Raw genomic sequence first — 16,478 nt, 5'->3', positions numbered from 1 at the left:
GCCTCAGTCCTCCGCCACCGGGAGCCGTTCCACCACCCGGAAGCGCTCGGCCACGATCATCGTGTCGTCGTCCACCGTGAAGCCGGGGTCCCCCAGCGCCTCGCGCATCTCCGCCCCGTGCCAGAACTCCTCGTGCCCGGCCCGCCACTCGGCGACGGACGTGTACCCCTCGCCCTCGTCCAGCGCGTGCTGGAGGTCGACCTCGCCGAGCGGCAGGACCCGGACCTCGGTCAGTTCCAGGACCGCGACCTCGCGGCCCGCGGAGTCGATGAGCGCCGACCGCTCGCCCACCGGAGGCAGTTCCTCGCCCTCGATCTCGTACTCGACGAGCAGTCCCGTCGTGGAGACCTTCTCGCCGCGCAGCACGGCGGCGACGAGCTGGTCCCGCAGGGGACCGGGGAAGGCGAGCAGATACGGCGGGAGCGCGTGAGGGCCGGTCATGGCCGACAGTCTGTCAGCCGTGACCGGCCCTCGGCGCCCGGGTTTTCCGCCCGTTCGCCGTCCGCTACACCAGGAGCGACAGCAGCAGGACGAAGACGATGCCGACCACCGAGATGATCGTCTCCATCACCGACCAGGTCTTGATCGTCTGGCCGACGCTCATCCCGAAGTACTCCTTCACCAGCCAGAAACCGGCGTCGTTGACGTGGCTGAAGAAGAGGGAGCCGGCACCGATGGCCAGCACGAGCAGGGCCGTCTCACCGGTGGACATCCCGGCCGCCAGCGGAGCCACCAGGCCCGCCGCCGAAATGGTCGCGACCGTCGCCGAACCCGTCGCGAGCCGGATCGCGACCGCGATCAGCCAGGCGAGGAGCAGGGCGGGGATCGACCAGTCCCTGGAGAAGTCGAGGATCATCTGGCCGACGCCGATGTCGATCAGGGTCTGCTTGAAGCCGCCGCCCGCGCCGACGATCATCAGCACGCCCGCGATCGGGGCGAGGGACTTCTCGACGGTCGAGGAGAGGCGCTCCTTGGTGAAACCGGCCGCACGGCCCAGGGTGAACAGGCCCACGAGGACGGCGGCCAGCAGGGCGATCAGCGGGGAGCCGATGACGTCGGTGACCTTCTGCACCCCGTTCTCGGGGTCGTCCACCACGATGTCCACGAGCGCCTTGACCAGCATCAGGACGACGGGCAGCAGGACGGTCGCGACGGTGGCGCCGAAGCCCGGGCGCCGGTCGAGGTCCTCGGAGGGCCGCGCCGGGATCATGTTCTCGGGCGCCGGGACGTCCACCCAGCGGGCGGCGTACCGGGAGAAGACGGGGCCGGCGATGATCACGGTCGGGACCGCGACGACCAGGCCGAGGGCGAGGGTCACGCCCAGGTTGGCGCCGACCGCGTCGATGGCGACCAGCGGGCCGGGGTGCGGCGGGATGAGCCCGTGCATCACCGAGAGTCCGGCGAGGGCCGGGACGCCGATCCGCATCAGGGAGTAGTTGCCGCGCTTGGCGACCAGCAGGACCACCGGGATCAGCAGCACGATGCCGACCTCGAAGAACAGCGGCAGTCCGATGACCGAGGCGATCAGGACCATCGCCCAGGGCATGGCGCGGCCCTTGGCCCTGGCGAGGATGGTGTCGACGATCTGGTCGGCGCCGCCCGAGTCGGCGAGGAGCTTGCCGAGGATCGCGCCGAGCGCGATGAGGACGCCGACGCCGGCGACGGTGCTGCCGAGCCCGGTCGTGAACGACTTGATGGCGTCGGCGAGCGGCGCCCCGGCGAACGCGCCGAGCGCGAGCGACCCGATGGTCAGCGCGAGGAACGCGTGCAGCTTGAACTTGGTGATGAGCAGGACGATGACGGCGATGCCGGCGAGTACGGCGATGCCCAGCTGGGCGTTGCCGGCCGAGGTGATCGGTTCGACGGCGTCCGCTGCCAGGACCTCGACGCTGAGACTGGTCACGGTGGTGTCCTTCGTACGGGCAGGTGGGGGCGTAACAGAGGGGGACGGGAGGGATCAGCGGGCGAGGCGGCGCAGGGCGTCGACCGCGCGGGCGGTGATCTCCGCGGGGGTGCCGGAGACGTCGACGGCCACGCCGGCCTCGTCGTCCTCCAGCGGCTGCAGGGTGGCGAACTGGGAGTCGAGCAGCGCGGTCGGCATGAAGTGGCCCTTGCGGGCGGCCATCCGCTCCTCGATCAGCGCGCGGTCCCCGGTGAGGTGGAGGAAGACGACGCCGGGCGCGGCGGCCCGCAGCCGGTCCCGGTAGCTCCGCTTGAGCGCGGAGCTGCTGACGACACCGCCGAGACCGGCCCGGCGGTGGGCCCACTCCCCGATGGCGTCGAGCCACGGCGCGCGGTCCGCGTCGTCCAGCGGGACTCCGGCGGACATCTTGGCGACGTTGGCCTCCGGGTGGAAGTCGTCGCCCTCGGCGTAGGGCAGGCCCAGGGCTTCGGCGACCTTCGGACCGATGGTGGTCTTGCCGGTGCCCGCGACGCCCATGACGACGACGACCGGGGGAGCGGTGTGGGGGGTGGAGCTCATGGGGGGTGCCTCGCTGTCTTCTTCGACATCGGTCCGTCGCGCTCATGAAACCCATTGGGTACGACGTATTCAAGAGTCTGTGACATAAAAGTCGTACTTTTCATTCCCGGCTGTGATCGCCCGGCCGGGGCGACTTAGGCTGATCACCATGACGACACCGGCCCAGGGGCTCCACTCCCACGTCCTGGCCACCCTGGGTCTCGCGATCACGGCGGGGGAGTACCCCCCGGGCACCGTGCTGCGCACCGACGAGCTCGCCCGGCGCTTCGACGTCTCGCGCACGGTGATCCGCGAGGTCGTCCGGGTCCTGGAGTCCATGCACCTGGTCGAGTCCCGCCGGCGGGTGGGCGTCACCGTGCTTCCCACCGCCAGCTGGAACGTGTACGACCCCCAGGTGATCCGCTGGCGCCTGGCCGGCGCCGACCGCCCCCGCCAGCTCCGCTCGCTCACCGTGCTCCGCTCGGCCGTCGAACCCGTGGCCGCGGGCCTCGCCGCCCTGAACGCCACCCCCGAGCAGTGCCGCGAGCTGACCGAGGAGGCCCTCGGCATGGTCGCCACCTCGCGCGGCCGGCAGCTGGAGGCGTACCTCGTCCACGACATCGCCTTCCACCGGGTCGTCCTCAACGCCTCGGGCAACGAGATGTTCGCCCGCCTCGGCGACGTCGTGGCCGAGGTCCTCACCGGCCGCACCCACCACCACGTGATGTTCGAGGACCCCGACCCGGCCGCCGTCACCCTCCACGTCCAGGTCGCCGAGGCCGTACGGGAGCGGGACGCGGCCCGCGCCGAGGCCCTGACCCGTGAGATCGCCGTCGGCGCCCTCAAGGAGCTGGACGTCCTCGCGCCCTGACCGGCCGCCCGGAGTTCACCGCTCGGTAACCTCTGAACTAGCTCAAATCCGGGCGTTCAGTGAAATCGCTCACAGTCAGTAACCCCCTCCTGCCGTGAGGATGTCCGCTGGCCGTGCCGCACGCCCCACAAGGGCACGGCCGGGTCCGCACAGCCCACCCCCTCACGAAGGCGAACAACTCCATGAGTGACCGCGTCTCGACTGCGGCCGACCCGCTGTCCGCCACCCCGGCGGCCACCGGTGCGGCGTCCCCCCACATCGACGCCGGTGACGCCGGGTACCGCAAGGACCTCAAGTCCCGTCACATCAACATGATCGCCATCGGCGGCGCCATCGGCACCGGCCTCTTCCTGGGCGCCGGCGGCCGCATGGCCAACGCCGGTCCTTCCCTCTTCATCGCCTACGCGGTCTGCGGCGTCTTCGCCTTCTTCGTGGTGCGGGCCCTCGGCGAGCTGGTGCTCTACCGCCCCTCCTCCGGCGCCTTCGTCTCCTACGCCCGTGAGTTCATGGGCGAGAAGGGCGCCTACACGGCCGGCTGGCTCTACTTCCTCAACTGGTCGACCACCGCCGTCGCCGACATCACCGCGGCGGCCACCTACGCCCACTTCTGGGCCATGTTCAGCGACGTCCCGCAGTGGATCCTCGCCCTGATCGCCCTCGCGGTCGTCCTCGCCGCCAACCTCATCTCCGTGAAGTACTTCGGCGAGATGGAGTTCTGGTTCGCGATCATCAAGGTCGCCGCCCTGGTCGCCTTCATGCTCGTCGGCATCTTCCTCGTCGTGACCTCGCACGACGTCGGCGGCCACACCCCCGGCTTCTCCACCATCACCGACAACGGCGGCATCTTCCCCAACGGCGTCATGCCGATGCTGCTGCTCGTCCAGGGCGTCGTCTTCGCCTACGCCTCCGTCGAACTGTGCGGCGTCGCCGCCGGTGAGACCGAGAACCCCGAGAAGATCATGCCGAAGGCGATCAACTCGATCATGTGGCGCGTGGGCCTCTTCTACGTCGGCTCCGTCGTCCTGCTCGCCCTCCTCCTGCCGTACACGGCCTACTCCGGCGACCAGAGCCCCTTCGTCACCGTCTTCGACAAGCTCGGCGTCCCCGGCGCCGCCGGCGTGATGAACCTCGTCGTCCTCACCGCCGCCCTCTCCAGCCTCAACTCCGGCCTCTACTCCACCGGCCGCATCCTGCGCTCCATGTCGCTGTCCGGCTCCGCGCCGAAGTTCACCGGCGTCATGAACAAGGGCGGCGTGCCCTACGGCGGCATCCTGCTCACAGCGGGCTTCGGCGTCCTGGGCGTCGCCCTCAACTACGTCATGCCCGAGGACGCCTTCGAGCTCGTCATCAACTTCGCCTCCATCGGCATCCTCGGCACCTGGGCGATGATCATGCTCTGCTCGCTGCTGTTCTACCGCCGCGCCAAGGAGGGCAAGCTCACCCGCCCCGGTTACAACCTGCCCTGGGCCCCCTACACCCAGATCGTGACCCTGGGCTTCCTGGCCTCCGTCGTCGTCCTCATGTGGATGGACGGCGGCGTGGGCCGCACCACCGTCGCGTGTCTGCCGCTCATCGCCGCGGCCCTCGTCGGCGGCTGGTTCCTGGTCCGCGGCCGGGTCCGCGCCACCGCCGCCGCCTCCCGCGACTGACCTCCCCCACGCCGAACCGACGGGACCCCCGCAGGCGCCGCCTGCGGGGGTCTCGCCATTCTTCCGCGGAAAGTGGTACGCAGGAGGTTCACAAGATCCGTCCGGCGGAAGGACAGTTGGCGATGCCACAGCAGGTCCTGGGGGTCGTCGCCCCCGGCAGGAACGAACCGGTGCGGGTCGAGACGATCACCGTCCCCGACCCGGGCCCCGGCGAGGCGGTGGTCCGCGTCCAGGCCTGCGGCGTCTGCCACACCGACCTCCACTACAAGCAGGGCGGCATCGGCGACGACTTCCCCTACCTGCTCGGCCACGAGGCCGCCGGAATCGTCGAGACCGTCGGCGAGGGCGTCACCGACGTCGCCCCCGGCGACTTCGTGATCCTCAACTGGCGGGCCGTCTGCGGACAGTGCCGGGCCTGCCTGCGCGGCCGCCCCTGGTACTGCTTCGACACCCACAACGCCCGGCAGCGCATGACGCTCCCCGACGGCACCGAGCTCTCGCCGGCCCTCGGCATCGGCGCCTTCGCCGAGAAGACCCTCGTCCACGCCGGCCAGTGCACCAAGGTCGACCCGGGCGTCGCCCCCGCCGCCGCCGGCCTCCTCGGCTGCGGCGTCATGGCCGGCATCGGCGCCGCCCTCAACACCGGGAACGTCGGCCGCGGCGACACCGTCGCCGTCATCGGCTGCGGAGGCGTCGGGGACGCCGCCATCGTCGGCTCCCGCCTCGCCGGCGCCGCGAAGATCATCGCCGTCGACATCGACGACCGGAAGCTGGACACCGCCCGCGCCATGGGCGCCACCCACGCCGTCAACTCCCGCGACACCGACCCGGTCGAGGCCGTCCGCGAACTCACCGGCGGATTCGGCGCCGACGTCGTCATCGAGGCGGTCGGCCGCCCCGAGACGTACGCCCAGGCCTTCTACGCCCGCGACCTCGCCGGCACCGTCGTCCTCGTCGGCGTCCCCACCCCCGACATGACGATCGAACTGCCCCTCCTCGACGTCTTCGGCCGCGGCGGCGCGCTCAAGTCCTCCTGGTACGGCGACTGCCTGCCCTCCCGCGACTTCCCCATGCTCGTCGACCTGCACCGGCAGGGCCGCATCGACCTCGGCGCCTTCGTCACCGAGACCATCGGCCTCGGCGACGTCGAGAAGGCCTTCGCCCGCATGCACGAGGGCGACGTCCTGCGCTCGGTGGTGGTGCTGTGATGGCCGCCCGCGTGGACCACCTCGTCACCTCCGGCACCTTCAGCCTCGACGGCGGCACCTGGGAGGTCGACAACAACGTCTGGATCGTCGGCGACGACACCGAGGCGATCGTCATCGACGCCGCCCACGACGCCGACGCCATCCTCGCCGCCCTCGACGGCCGCACCCTGCGCGCCATCGTCTGCACCCACGCCCACGACGACCACATCGACGCGGCACCCGCGCTCGCCGCCGCCACCGGCGCCCGCATCCTGCTCCACCCCGCCGACCAGCCGCTGTGGAAGCAGACCCACCCCGACCACACCCCGGACGGCGAACTCGCCGACGGCCAGGTCCTCACCATCGCCGGCACGGACCTCACCGTCCTGCACACCCCGGGCCACGCCCCCGGCGCCGTCAGCCTCTACGCCCGCGACCTCGGCACCGTCTTCACCGGCGACACCCTCTTCCGGGGCGGCCCCGGCGCGACGGGCCGGTCCTTCTCCGACTTCCCCACGATCATCGACTCGATCAGGACCCGGCTCCTGACGCTCCCCCCGGAGACCGTGGTCCGCACCGGCCACGGCGAGACCACCACCATCGGCGCCGAGGCCCCGCACCTCGAGGAATGGCAGCGCTGACTACGCGGCTCCGCCGCGTGGCCCGGGGCCACCGAGCCGCAGTCGGCTCTCGAACCGCCTCACCACGCCCGAGAACGGGTCGGTGAACTCCAGCGACCGCGCCAGCAGCCGCAGCGGCCGCCCGTAGTCCTCCGGCCCGTCCTCCCGGACCACCGGATAGACCGGGTCGTCCAGGATCGGCAGCCCGAGCGCGTTCATGTGCACCCGCAGCTGATGCGTCCGCCCGGTCACCGGCACCAGCCGGTACCGGGCCAGCCCGCCCCCGTGCGCGAGCAGCTCCACCCGGCTCTCCGCGTTCGGCTCCCCCGGCACCTCCCGGGCGGCCATCACCCCGCGCTCCTTCTCGATCCGGCTCCGCACCGTCACCGGCAGCTCCACCGCCGGATCGTACGGCGACACCGCCTCGTACTCCTTGCGCACGGCCCGGTCCCGGAACAGCGTCTGGTACGCCCCCCGGTCCTCGGGCCGTACGACGAACAGCACCAGCCCCGCCGTCAGCCGGTCCAGCCGGTGCGCCGGCTGCAGCGTGGGCAGCCCCAGCTCCCGCCGCAGCCGTGCGAGCGCCGTCTCCGTCACGTGCCGGCCCCGGGGCACCGTCGCCAGGAAGTGCGGCTTGTCCGCCACCACGATCCGCTCGTCCCGGTGGACCACCCCCACCTCGAACGGCACCCGCTCCTCGGCCGGGAAGTCCCGGTGGAACCAGAGGTACGTCCCCGCCGCGTACGGCTCGTCCCCGCGCACCGGCCCGCCGACCCCCACGAACCGGCCCTCGCGCAGCATCTCCGCGACCCGCCCGGACCCCACGGCCCCGGCGTACCGCGCCACGAGATGGTCCCCGACGGTCGCCCACGCCCCCTCGGGATCCTCGGGCAGCCGCACCCGCACCGCGTCGATCCCCTCCCGCTGGGGCAGGGGAGAGGGGGGAGCCTTCGTTCCGCGTCTCACGCGTCCTCCCGTCGTACCCAGGGCCGCAACCGGACCACAACAAGAAGGACCCCACATGACGTGGGGTCCTTCGCTGGTGTCCGAGGGGGGACTTGAACCCCCACGCCCGATAAAGGGCACTAGCACCTCAAGCTAGCGCGTCTGCCATTCCGCCACCCGGACAGGTGTTGTGGTCTTCCGGGCCGCTCGGCCCTTCCGACGAGGAAAACCATAGCAAACATTCGGGGTGGTCGATCACCACCCCCTGGTCAGCGCCCTGCGCACCCCCCGGACGCGCCGGGCGCCGCCGGGGATGTGACGGCCGCATGTCGGACGGTCGGCGCCCTTGGGCCCGGTGGGGGCGGCGCGGGAGGATGGAGGTGATCAGCAGCCATGGGGCACGTAGTGGGAGGAAGCAGCGTGAGCGAGTCGAGCACCGCCCGGGGCATCACCGGCGAGGACGAGGTCGTCGACCTCTGTCGTGATCTCATCCGCATCGACACCAGCAACTACGGCGACCACTCCGGACCGGGGGAGCGGGCGGCGGCCGAGTACGTGGCGGAGAAGCTCGCCGAGGTCGGCCTCGAGCCGAAGATCATCGAGTCGCACAAGGGGCGGGCCTCCACCGTCGCCCGGATCGAGGGGGAGGACCCCTCGCGGCCCGCCCTGCTCATCCATGGCCACACCGACGTCGTCCCGGCGAACGCCGAGGACTGGACCCACCACCCCTTCTCCGGCGAGGTCGCCGACGGCTGCGTCTGGGGCCGGGGCGCGGTCGACATGAAGGACATGGACGCGATGACCCTGGCGGTCGTCCGCGACCGGCTGCGCAGCGGCCGCAAGCCCCCGCGCGACATCGTCCTCGCCTTCCTCGCCGACGAGGAGGCCGGCGGCACCTACGGAGCCCGGCACCTGGTCGACAAGCACCGGGACCTCTTCGACGGGGTCACCGAGGCCATCGGCGAGGTCGGCGGCTTCTCCTTCACCGTCAACGAGAACCTGCGGCTCTACCTGGTCGAGACGGCCCAGAAGGGCATGCACTGGATGCGGCTGACCGTCGAGGGCACCGCGGGCCACGGGTCCATGACCAACGACGACAACGCCATCACGGAGCTGTGCGAGGCCGTCGGCCGGCTCGGCCGCCACCAGTGGCCGGTGCGCGTCACCAAGACCGTACGGAGCTTCCTGGACGAGCTGTCGGACGCGCTCGGCACCCCGCTCGACCCCGAGGACATGGACGGCACCCTCGCCAAGCTGGGCGGCATCGCCAAGATGGTGGGGGCCACCCTCCGCAACTCCGCCGCCCCCACCATGCTCGGCGCCGGCTACAAGGTGAACGTGATCCCCGGCCAGGCCACCGCCCACGTCGACGGACGCTTCCTGCCCGGGTACGAGCAGGAGTTCCTCGCCGACCTCGACCGGATCCTCGGCCCGCGCGTGAAGCGCGAGGACGTGCACGGCGACAAGGCCCTGGAGACCAGCTTCGACGGCGCCCTGGTCGACGCCATGCAGCTCGCCCTGCGCGCCGAGGACCCGATCGCCCGCGCCGTGCCGTACATGCTGTCCGGCGGCACCGACGCCAAGTCCTTCGACGACCTCGGCATCCGCTGCTTCGGCTTCGCCCCGCTCCAGCTGCCGCCCGAGCTCGACTTCGCGGGCATGTTCCACGGCGTGGACGAGCGCGTTCCCGTGGACGGTCTGAAGTTCGGCGTCCGCGTTCTGGACCGCTTCATCGACGCCTGCTGAATTCGACCGCGTGTATGACTTTAACCGGAAAGAGTGAATGCACATGGGGGCCGTAGCCCCCACCATTCCCCCTCGTTACAGGTGATGCGGTCCGCCGCTGGGACCGCATTGCCAACTAGGAGGAATAATGATCAAGAAGGTCGTCGCTGCTGCGGCTGCCACCGGTGGTCTCGTTCTCGCGGGCGCGGGCGTGGCCGTCGCCGACGCGGGTGCCCAGGGGGCGGCCATCGCTTCCCCCGGCATCGTCTCGGGCAACGTCGTCCAGATTCCGATCCACATCCCGGTGAACGTGTGCGGCAACACGGTCAACATCATCGGTCTGCTGAACCCCGCCTTCGGCAACACCTGCGTCAACGCCTGACGTTGAGCCTCGCCCCGTGAGGGCGTGGGCCGGTCCGGCCCCGGAGTGCGCGCCATGCACTCCGGGGCCGGTGCCCATTCCGCCCCGGGCATCGGCCCGGTGGCGCTCTTTTCGAAGCCGAAAAGGCGAGAAGCCGAGAAGGCAGGACAACCAGCTATGCGACAGGTCACGCGCAAGGGCCTCATCACCGTTGCGGCCGCGGGCGGGGTATTCGCCCTCGCCGGCGGTCATGCGCACGCCGATTCCGGAGCGAACGGCGCGGCCGCGAATTCCCCCGGCATCGCGTCCGGCAACACCGTCCAGGTGCCGGTCCACGTTCCCCTGAACGTGTGCGGAAACACCGTCAACGTCGTCGGAATCCTGAATCCGGCGATGGGCAACACGTGTGCCAACGTCTCGGACTCCGGTTACGGCTCCGACAAGCCGGACGGCTCCTCGGCCGACGGCCACGCGAGCGGCTCTCCCGGCGTGGGCTCCGGCAACGTCGTCCAGGTCCCCGTGGACGTCCCGGTGAACGTGTGCGGCAACAGCGTCACGGGCATCGGCCTCGGCAACGCCGCCGCGGGCAACAACTGCGCCAACGGCGTCGAGCCGACCCCGCCGGGCCACCCCGGAAACCCGGGGAATCCGGGCGATCCCGGGAACCCCGGAAACCCGGGCCATCCCGGGAACCCGGGGAACCCGGGCAATCCTGGAAACCCCGGCAACCCCGGAAACCCCGGAAACCCGGGGAATCCCGGCACGCCCACCACGCCGGAGACCCCGACCACCCCGGGCACGCCCGGGACGCCCGGCGGCCCCGGCGACGACGGCGGCTCGAACAACCCCGGCCCGCACGGTGTCACCCCGCCGCGCGGCACCGAGGAGCTCGCCGAGACCGGTGCGGGAACGCTCGGCGTCGCCGTTCCCGCCGGCGTGGGCCTGCTGCTCGCCGGCTCGCTGATCTACCGCCGCGCCCGCCGCGCCGCCTGACGGCCGCACCCGGGTACGACGCGAAGGGGCCCCGCGGTGTGCGGGGCCCCTTCTCGGCGTCCTACCAGGTCGCCCGGATCTGGCGGATGATCCGGCGCTTCAGCCGCACCCTGCGGCTGCCGTCCCGGTGCAGGCTCAGGCGGTCCAACTCCCAGTGTCCGTACTCGGCATGGTCGGTCAGCAGCCGCGTGGCCTCCTTACGGGAGACGCCGCGCGGCACGTACACGTCGACAAATTCGTATTCCGGCATCGCATCTATTGTGCGGGCACCGGCCCGGTACGGATAGCGTCTGTCCCATGTCTGATGCTGCGCAGCCCACCGCTGCCGAGGTACGTGCCGCCGCCGAGGCGGTCAAAGCCGCACTGGACCGTCACCTCGCGGCGGTCGAACGCCGCACGGGAGACGACGACCCGGCCGTCTACGAGGCCTTCAACGTCCTCGCCACCGCCGCCGAGGCCTACGACGAACTCCTCTACGAACGCTATGACGAAGTCACCCCCTTCGAGATCCCGGGAGCCGACGACAGCCTCCCGCCGTACGCCGGACCTGACGAACCTCGCGCGCTCAGCCTCCTGATCCGGCGCGACTACGCCGTGGTGGAACCGCAGCGCCTGCTCGCCCAGGCACGCCGGATCACCGACCTCGACCCCGACGAGGACGAGGACGGCCCGACGGGCACGGCCGCCGCCCTCGGGGTGGTCTTCGGCGAGTACGAGGCCGATGAGATCGCGTCCCGCCACAAGGAGTTCGGGCTGGAGGAGGGTGACTCCACCCTCTGGCTCACCGCGGCCGACGATCTCCCCGACCCGGGGGAGTGGCTGGCCTCACCCTTCGAGCAGGCCGACCCCGAGCGGATCCTCTACCGCTTCGACGTCAGCTCCGTCTTCGACGAGGACGACTTCGGGGACGCGGACGAGGAGGAGGGCACCGCGCGCCCCGGCACCCCGGGATCCGCGCCGGTCTAGGCGGACCGATCCGACACGACGGGCCGGGACACCGCCACGGTGTCCCGGCCCCGCGCCGTCCCCGGGGCGGCTCACTCCCCGTCGGCGGCGAGCAGCCCTTCCAGGAGCGGCCGCAGCCGGGTCGTACGCTCCGGGGCGGGGCGCTCGGCGACCGCCCGGGGCAGCGCCTGGTCCACGCCGTGCACCACCGACAGATGGCGCTCCGCCCGGCCGAAGGCCGTGTACACCCACGGCCGGCTCAGCCCCGGCGCCGCGTCCCCCGGCAGCACCACGACCACCGCCGGCCAGCGCGCCCCGGCCGCCTGGTGCGCGGTGAGCGCCCAGCCGTGCCGCAGCGCCGACTCCACCCGCTCCTTCGGTACGAGCACCTCCGCGCCCGCGCAGCGCAGCCGCAGGCCCTCCGGGTCCGCCCCCAGGACGGTTCCGCTCACGGTCCGGCCGGGAGCGGGCGCGTACGCCACCCGGTCACCGGGGTCGTAGCCCCCGAACCGGCCGGGCCCCGGGTTCAGCCGCTGCTTGAGCGCCGCGTTCAGCGCGCGCGTACCGGCGGAGCCGCCGTGGCCGACCGTGATCACCTGCGTCCGCTCGGGCGGTACCCCGAGCGCGCGCGGAACCGAGTCCGCGACCAGCTGGACCGTCCGGTGCACGGCCTCGCCGGCGTCCCGCACCGGGACGATGACGATCTCCTTGCCGGGGGCCTCCACCTGGAGCAGTTCCCCGGCGCCCACGCCGGAGACCAGCTCCCCGAGCGGCCCCGGGTCCGGAACCCGGGAGGCGACCCGGGGGCACACGCGGGCCGCGAGCGCGTCGGCGAAGACCTGCCCGGCGCCGGCGGAGCCCAGAACACCCGGGTCGCCGCTCAGCACCAGCCGGCAGCCGTCCGGGAGCGACTCGACCAGCATCGCGCCCGCCTCCACGTCCAGCTGAGGAGCGTCGAGCACCACCAGCAGGTCCAGCGCGAGGGCGCCCTCCTCGTCCCGGCCCGGACCGGCCGCACCGGACAGCAGCGCGGCGAGCGTCACCGCCGGCGCTCCGCCGTCACCGAGCGCCCCCAGCCCCTCCGGGCTGTGCACGGTCACCAGGGACCGCAGGCCCCGGGCGCCGGCCGCGGCGGCGAGCGCCACCGCCTCGGCGCGGGCCGCCTCCCCGCCGGTGTGCAGCACGAGGCCGTGCGCCCCGGCGGCGCGCTCCAGCTCGGACCCCTCCCAGGTGTCCGGCGTGGCCGTCCGCACCAGCCGGGCCAGACCGTCGGCCAGGCTCTCCTCGGCGAGCGCGTACCGGTCGAGCCCGAGCAGGACGGGCACGCCGGCCGCCTCCGTCCCGGGCTCCTCCGGTTCGGCTTCCCCGGCGCCGCTCCCCTCGGAGTCGTCCTCCGCCGCCTCCTCCTGCTCCTCCTCCTGGAAGACCAGGACGGCTCCTTCGGCGACGGTGGTCTCCACGGCCTTGTCCGGATCGGGCACGGCATGCCGGGCGAGCCCGGCCCGTACCGCCTCGACGTCCAGCGCCGTGTGACCCTGGACGGCGGCCTGCTCCAGCAGCCACACGGTCAGGGCGACCGTCCGGCGCGGGTCGTCCGGTCCGCACGCACCGCCGAGCAGCGCCCGCGCGAAGCCGTCCGCCTGTTCGGGGCGGACCCCGGGGACGGCCAGCAGCTGCCAGGGGTCCTCGCGCAGCGCGCCCGCCGCACTCTCCCCGAGCGCGGCGGCGACGGGCCCGGCCAGCGCCTCGGGAGCGCCACCGGCGGCCAGGACCTCCGCCACGGCCGCGGTGGTGGCGGGCGCGGGCGCGGCGGCCGTCCGCGGGGCGGGGGGCCGTACCGTCACGGCCGGGGCGGCCGCGGGCGCGGGGCGGCGGGGGGCGGGCTCGGGCGCCTCGTAGAACGCCTCGCCGGAGGCCTTGCCGCTCTCCACCGCCCGTACGGCGGCCAGCAGATCGGCGGCCGTCCCGCTCAGCTTGGCCCCGCTCTCCACGGGACCGGCCTTCTCGGCCTTCCGTGCCTCGATCCGGGCCCGCAGCTCCCGCTGCGCGGCGATCTCGGCCTCCGCCTCACTCAGCTGACCGGCAGCGGGGGTCTCCCCGCCGGCCGCCTCCGTGGGGGCATCGGCTCCCGCCTCGGAACCGGTGGCCTCCACGGCGACAGTTTCGGCTCCGTCCTCCCCGTCGTCCCCGGCCTCGGCCGGCTCCCCGGCGGCCTCCTCCTGGTCGGTGGCGCCGTCGGGCGTGTCCGGCTCTCCGGCCGGGGCGTCGGCCGGTCTCGTGGAGCCGGACCCCGTGGCGGAGGGGGCCGCGGCCCCGGTCCGTTCGGGCTCCCGCTCCCCGAGGGCGTCGGCAGGCTCCACGTCCGCGGGTGCCTCGGGCACGGTCTCCCCGGAAGGCTCGGTCACAAGGTGCTCCAGTCGTGATCCGGATAGCGGTGCACGGGCGCCGACACGTCGTCCAGCGCCCGGCAGATCTCGTCAGGAAGACTAAGGGTCTCCACCGACAACGAGGCCGCGAGCTGCCGCGCCGTGCGCGCCCCGACGATCGGCGCGGTCACGCCCGGCCGGTCGCGGACCCAGGCGAGCGCCACGTGCAGCGGGGTCGTCGCGAGCCCGTCCGCCGCCGTCGCGACCGCGTCGACGATCCGGCTCGCCGCCTCGTCCAGGTACGGCTCCACGAAGGGGGCCATCGTCCCGGAGGCGCCCCGCGAGTCCGAGGGCGTACCGCTGCGGTACTTGCCCGTCAGGACCCCCCGGCCCAGCGGCGAGGACGGCAGCAGGCCCATCCCGAGGTCGAGCGCGGCCGGCAGCACCTCGCGCTCCACGCCCCGCTGGAGCAGCGAGTACTCCAGCTGCGCCCCCGCCAGCCGGGTCCGGTCACCGGCGAGCTGCCAGGTGCCCGCCTTGGCCAGCTGCCAGCCGCAGAAGTTCGCCACGCCCGCGTACCGGGCGCGCCCGCTGCGCACCGCGATGTCGAGCGCCTGCAGCGACTCCTCGAGCGGGGTGTGCGGGTCGTACGCGTGCAGCTGCCACAGGTCGACGTGGTCCGTGCCGAGGCGGGCGAGCGAGGCGTCGAGCGCGGCGAGCAGATGGCCGCGCGAGCCGTCCGTGCGCCGGTCGGGGTCGGGGACGCTGCCCGCCTTCGTGGCCAGGACCAGGTCCCGCCGGGGCACCAGGCGCTCCATCAGACGGCCGAGCAGGTACTCCGCCTCGCCGCCGCCGTACACGTCGGCGGTGTCGACCAGCGTCCCGCCCGCGTCCCAGAAGGCCTTCAACTGCTCGGCCGCGTCGTGCTCGTCGGTGTCCCGGCCCCAGGTGAGGGTGCCGAGTCCGAGGCGCGACACGCGCAGGCCGGTACGTCCGAGATGCCTCTGCTCCATGGCCGCGAGATTACTGGCCAGGGCACCACGCGGAGAGAGCCTGTGGACAACGGTCCCCTGCCGGAAGCCCGGACCCCGCGCTAGAGTCCGGACCACAGGGACGTTACCGATGGGTAAGGGGTGCGTGGAATGCGGCTCGGCATCAACCTCGGCTACTGGGGCGCCGGCATGGACGGCGACAACCTCGCCGTCGCCCAGGAGGCGGACCGCCTCGGCTACGACGTCTGCTGGGCGGCCGAGGCGTACGGCTCCGACGCCCCCACCGTCCTGTCCTGGGTCGCGGCGAAGACGGAACGGATCGACGTCGGCTCCGCGATCATGCAGATCCCGGCCCGGCAGCCCGCCATGACGGCGATGACCGCCGCCACCCTGGACTCGCTCTCCGGCGGCCGTTTCCGGCTCGGCCTCGGCGTCTCCGGCCCGCAGGTCTCCGAGGGCTGGTACGGCGTCGCCTTCGACAAGCCGCTCGCCCGCACCCGCGAGTACGTCGAGATCGTCCGCAAGGCCATGACCCGCGAGCGGCTCACGTACGAGGGCGCGCACTGGACCCTGCCGCTGCCGGGCGGCCCCGGCAAGCCGATCAAGCTCACCGTGCACCCGCAGCGCGAGCACATCCCCCTCTACATCGCCGCGATCGGCCCCAGGAACCTGGAGCAGACCGGCGAGATCGCCGACGGCGCGCTGCTGATCTTCCCCTCCGCCGAGCACCTGGAGGAGACGACGCTGCGCCATCTGCGCGCGGGCCGCGAGAAGGCCGGGCTGACCATGGACGGCTTCGACGTCTGCCCGACCCTCCCCCTCGCCCTCGGTGAGGACGTGGACGCCCTCGCGGACGTCTTCCGCCCGTACACCGCGCTGTACGTCGGCGGCATGGGGAGCCGCGAGCAGAACTTCTACAACCAGCTCGCCCGGCGCATGGGCTACGAGAAGGAGGCCGCCGAGATCCAGGAGAAGTACCTGGCCGGCGACAAGGCGGGCGCGGCGGCGGCCGTGCCGCGCACCCTGATCGACCGGACGGCGCTGCTCGGCCCGGTCGAGCGGATCGCGGACCGCATGACCGCCTACGCGGCGGCCGGCGTCACCACCCTCACACTCTCCCCGGCCGGGTTCACCCTGGACGAGCGGCTGGCGGCGCTGCGGGCGGGCGTCGAGGCCCTGGAGCGGGCCGGACTCGCCTGACCGGGCACGGGGGAGCGGGAGAAAGCCTGCGGCCGTGGTGGGGGCTCGGGGGGTCTTCCCCGCCACGGCCGTCACGCAGCTCAACGCGCCACCGCGCCCGGGGTTACGGCTCCGGCCTCACTCCTTCGGCCGAGCCCGCGCCGCCCCCCGGCCCTCCGACCCG

The 16,478-nt window shown here is 73.0% G+C and carries 16 protein-coding genes and 1 tRNA gene; 9 read left to right on the top strand and 8 right to left on the bottom strand.

Annotation, left to right across the window (positions count from 1 at the left end):
• Positions 1–3: 3 nt before the first annotated feature.
• The 3 genes from ABTY40_RS23800 to ABTY40_RS23790 form a co-directional block, all read right to left on the bottom strand.
• Positions 4–441: an ASCH domain-containing protein gene (locus ABTY40_RS23800; protein WP_352061368.1), complete on the bottom strand. Its 438-nt coding sequence runs from the start codon at positions 439–441 to the stop codon at positions 4–6.
• 64 nt (positions 442–505) lie between these two features.
• Complete coding sequence (locus ABTY40_RS23795) at positions 506–1,903, bottom strand: GntP family permease (protein ID WP_352061367.1); 1,398 nt, start codon at positions 1,901–1,903, stop codon at positions 506–508.
• A gap of 54 nt (positions 1,904–1,957) precedes the next feature.
• Positions 1,958–2,482, bottom strand: a complete 525-nt coding sequence (locus ABTY40_RS23790) for a gluconokinase (RefSeq protein ID WP_352061366.1) — start codon at positions 2,480–2,482, stop codon at positions 1,958–1,960.
• A gap of 148 nt (positions 2,483–2,630) precedes the next feature.
• Here ABTY40_RS23790 and ABTY40_RS23785 point away from each other — a divergent pair, with 148 nt between their 5' ends.
• From ABTY40_RS23785 to ABTY40_RS23770, 4 genes are all read left to right on the top strand, one after another.
• Positions 2,631–3,332, top strand: a complete 702-nt coding sequence (locus tag ABTY40_RS23785) for a FadR/GntR family transcriptional regulator (protein ID WP_345282501.1) — start codon at positions 2,631–2,633, stop codon at positions 3,330–3,332.
• Positions 3,333–3,514: 182 nt separating this feature from the next.
• Positions 3,515–4,981: an amino acid permease gene (locus ABTY40_RS23780; RefSeq protein WP_352061365.1), complete on the top strand. Its 1,467-nt coding sequence runs from the start codon at positions 3,515–3,517 to the stop codon at positions 4,979–4,981.
• Positions 4,982–5,103: 122 nt separating this feature from the next.
• The gene (locus ABTY40_RS23775) at positions 5,104–6,189 is read left to right on the top strand and encodes an S-(hydroxymethyl)mycothiol dehydrogenase (protein WP_352061364.1); all 1,086 of its coding nucleotides are present in this window, start codon (positions 5,104–5,106) and stop codon (positions 6,187–6,189) included.
• Positions 6,189–6,809 (top strand): MBL fold metallo-hydrolase, encoded by a 621-nt coding sequence (locus tag ABTY40_RS23770; protein WP_352061363.1) that lies wholly within the window; start codon positions 6,189–6,191, stop codon positions 6,807–6,809. The genes ABTY40_RS23775 and ABTY40_RS23770 overlap by 1 nt, the downstream gene beginning before the upstream one ends.
• Here ABTY40_RS23770 and ABTY40_RS23765 read toward each other — a convergent pair whose 3' ends face one another.
• Positions 6,810–7,754, bottom strand: coding sequence for a pseudouridine synthase (locus ABTY40_RS23765; protein ID WP_352061362.1), 945 nt, complete (start codon positions 7,752–7,754; stop codon positions 6,810–6,812).
• Between the two features lie 74 nt (positions 7,755–7,828).
• A tRNA-Leu gene (locus ABTY40_RS23760) sits at positions 7,829–7,916 on the bottom strand.
• A gap of 237 nt (positions 7,917–8,153) precedes the next feature.
• Between ABTY40_RS23760 and ABTY40_RS23755 the strand changes: the two genes are divergently transcribed.
• The 3 genes from ABTY40_RS23755 to ABTY40_RS23745 all read left to right on the top strand — a co-directional run bounded on the left by ABTY40_RS23755 (position 8,154) and on the right by ABTY40_RS23745 (position 10,812).
• Positions 8,154–9,479 (top strand): M20/M25/M40 family metallo-hydrolase, encoded by a 1,326-nt coding sequence (locus ABTY40_RS23755; RefSeq protein ID WP_345282491.1) that lies wholly within the window; start codon positions 8,154–8,156, stop codon positions 9,477–9,479.
• A gap of 127 nt (positions 9,480–9,606) precedes the next feature.
• Complete coding sequence (locus ABTY40_RS23750; RefSeq protein ID WP_352061361.1) at positions 9,607–9,840, top strand: chaplin; 234 nt, start codon at positions 9,607–9,609, stop codon at positions 9,838–9,840.
• A 156-nt stretch (positions 9,841–9,996) separates the two neighbouring features.
• Positions 9,997–10,812 carry a chaplin gene (locus ABTY40_RS23745; RefSeq protein ID WP_352061360.1) on the top strand — a complete coding sequence of 272 codons (816 nt, stop codon included), beginning with the start codon at positions 9,997–9,999 and terminating at the stop codon, positions 10,810–10,812.
• Between the two features lie 61 nt (positions 10,813–10,873).
• On the opposite strand, the gene ABTY40_RS23740 is transcribed toward ABTY40_RS23745, so the two are convergent.
• A complete protein-coding gene (locus ABTY40_RS23740; protein ID WP_017241661.1) occupies positions 10,874–11,062 on the bottom strand; it encodes a DUF5703 family protein in 189 nt (62 codons plus the stop codon).
• 47 nt (positions 11,063–11,109) lie between these two features.
• Between ABTY40_RS23740 and ABTY40_RS23735 the strand changes: the two genes are divergently transcribed.
• Positions 11,110–11,778: a hypothetical protein gene (locus ABTY40_RS23735; protein ID WP_352061359.1), complete on the top strand. Its 669-nt coding sequence runs from the start codon at positions 11,110–11,112 to the stop codon at positions 11,776–11,778.
• 71 nt (positions 11,779–11,849) lie between these two features.
• Here the strand turns inward: ABTY40_RS23735 and ABTY40_RS23730 are convergent, their stop codons facing one another.
• Both ABTY40_RS23730 and ABTY40_RS23725 read right to left on the bottom strand, forming a co-directional pair.
• Positions 11,850–14,162 carry a helix-hairpin-helix domain-containing protein gene (locus ABTY40_RS23730; RefSeq protein ID WP_352061358.1) on the bottom strand — a complete coding sequence of 771 codons (2,313 nt, stop codon included), beginning with the start codon at positions 14,160–14,162 and terminating at the stop codon, positions 11,850–11,852.
• Positions 14,159–15,136 carry an aldo/keto reductase gene (locus ABTY40_RS23725; RefSeq protein ID WP_352061357.1) on the bottom strand — a complete coding sequence of 326 codons (978 nt, stop codon included), beginning with the start codon at positions 15,134–15,136 and terminating at the stop codon, positions 14,159–14,161. The genes ABTY40_RS23730 and ABTY40_RS23725 overlap by 4 nt, the downstream gene beginning before the upstream one ends.
• A gap of 129 nt (positions 15,137–15,265) precedes the next feature.
• Here ABTY40_RS23725 and ABTY40_RS23720 point away from each other — a divergent pair, with 129 nt between their 5' ends.
• On the top strand, positions 15,266–16,315 hold the full coding sequence (locus ABTY40_RS23720) for an LLM class F420-dependent oxidoreductase (RefSeq protein WP_345282474.1): 1,050 nt from the start codon (positions 15,266–15,268) through the stop codon (positions 16,313–16,315).
• Positions 16,316–16,478: the final 163 nt, after the last annotated feature.

Origin of the sequence: Streptomyces sp. NPDC126503 (genome assembly GCF_040302405.1) — a bacterium.
Taxonomy (GTDB): Bacteria; Actinomycetota; Actinomycetes; order Streptomycetales; family Streptomycetaceae; genus Streptomyces; species Streptomyces gulbargensis.
Note: the sequence above shows the minus strand (reverse complement) of the source record. Positions and strands in the feature narration are given on the sequence as shown.

What these genes read in the sequence shown, in the direction of transcription:
- ABTY40_RS23790 (WP_352061366.1), bottom strand. Translation starts at nt 2,482, where the DNA reads ATGAGCTCCACCCCCCACACCGCTCCCCCGGTCGTCGTCGTCATGGGC.
- ABTY40_RS23725 (WP_352061357.1), bottom strand. Translation starts at nt 15,136, where the DNA reads ATGGAGCAGAGGCATCTCGGACGTACCGGCCTGCGCGTGTCGCGCCTC.
- ABTY40_RS23735 (WP_352061359.1), top strand. Translation starts at nt 11,110, where the DNA reads ATGTCTGATGCTGCGCAGCCCACCGCTGCCGAGGTACGTGCCGCCGCC.
- ABTY40_RS23780 (WP_352061365.1), top strand. Translation starts at nt 3,515, where the DNA reads ATGAGTGACCGCGTCTCGACTGCGGCCGACCCGCTGTCCGCCACCCCG.
- ABTY40_RS23750 (WP_352061361.1), top strand. Translation starts at nt 9,607, where the DNA reads ATGATCAAGAAGGTCGTCGCTGCTGCGGCTGCCACCGGTGGTCTCGTT.
- ABTY40_RS23720 (WP_345282474.1), top strand. Translation starts at nt 15,266, where the DNA reads ATGCGGCTCGGCATCAACCTCGGCTACTGGGGCGCCGGCATGGACGGC.
- ABTY40_RS23775 (WP_352061364.1), top strand. Translation starts at nt 5,104, where the DNA reads ATGCCACAGCAGGTCCTGGGGGTCGTCGCCCCCGGCAGGAACGAACCG.
- ABTY40_RS23785 (WP_345282501.1), top strand. Translation starts at nt 2,631, where the DNA reads ATGACGACACCGGCCCAGGGGCTCCACTCCCACGTCCTGGCCACCCTG.
- ABTY40_RS23740 (WP_017241661.1), bottom strand. Translation starts at nt 11,062, where the DNA reads ATGCCGGAATACGAATTTGTCGACGTGTACGTGCCGCGCGGCGTCTCC.
- ABTY40_RS23745 (WP_352061360.1), top strand. Translation starts at nt 9,997, where the DNA reads ATGCGACAGGTCACGCGCAAGGGCCTCATCACCGTTGCGGCCGCGGGC.
- ABTY40_RS23770 (WP_352061363.1), top strand. Translation starts at nt 6,189, where the DNA reads ATGGCCGCCCGCGTGGACCACCTCGTCACCTCCGGCACCTTCAGCCTC.
- ABTY40_RS23800 (WP_352061368.1), bottom strand. Translation starts at nt 441, where the DNA reads ATGACCGGCCCTCACGCGCTCCCGCCGTATCTGCTCGCCTTCCCCGGT.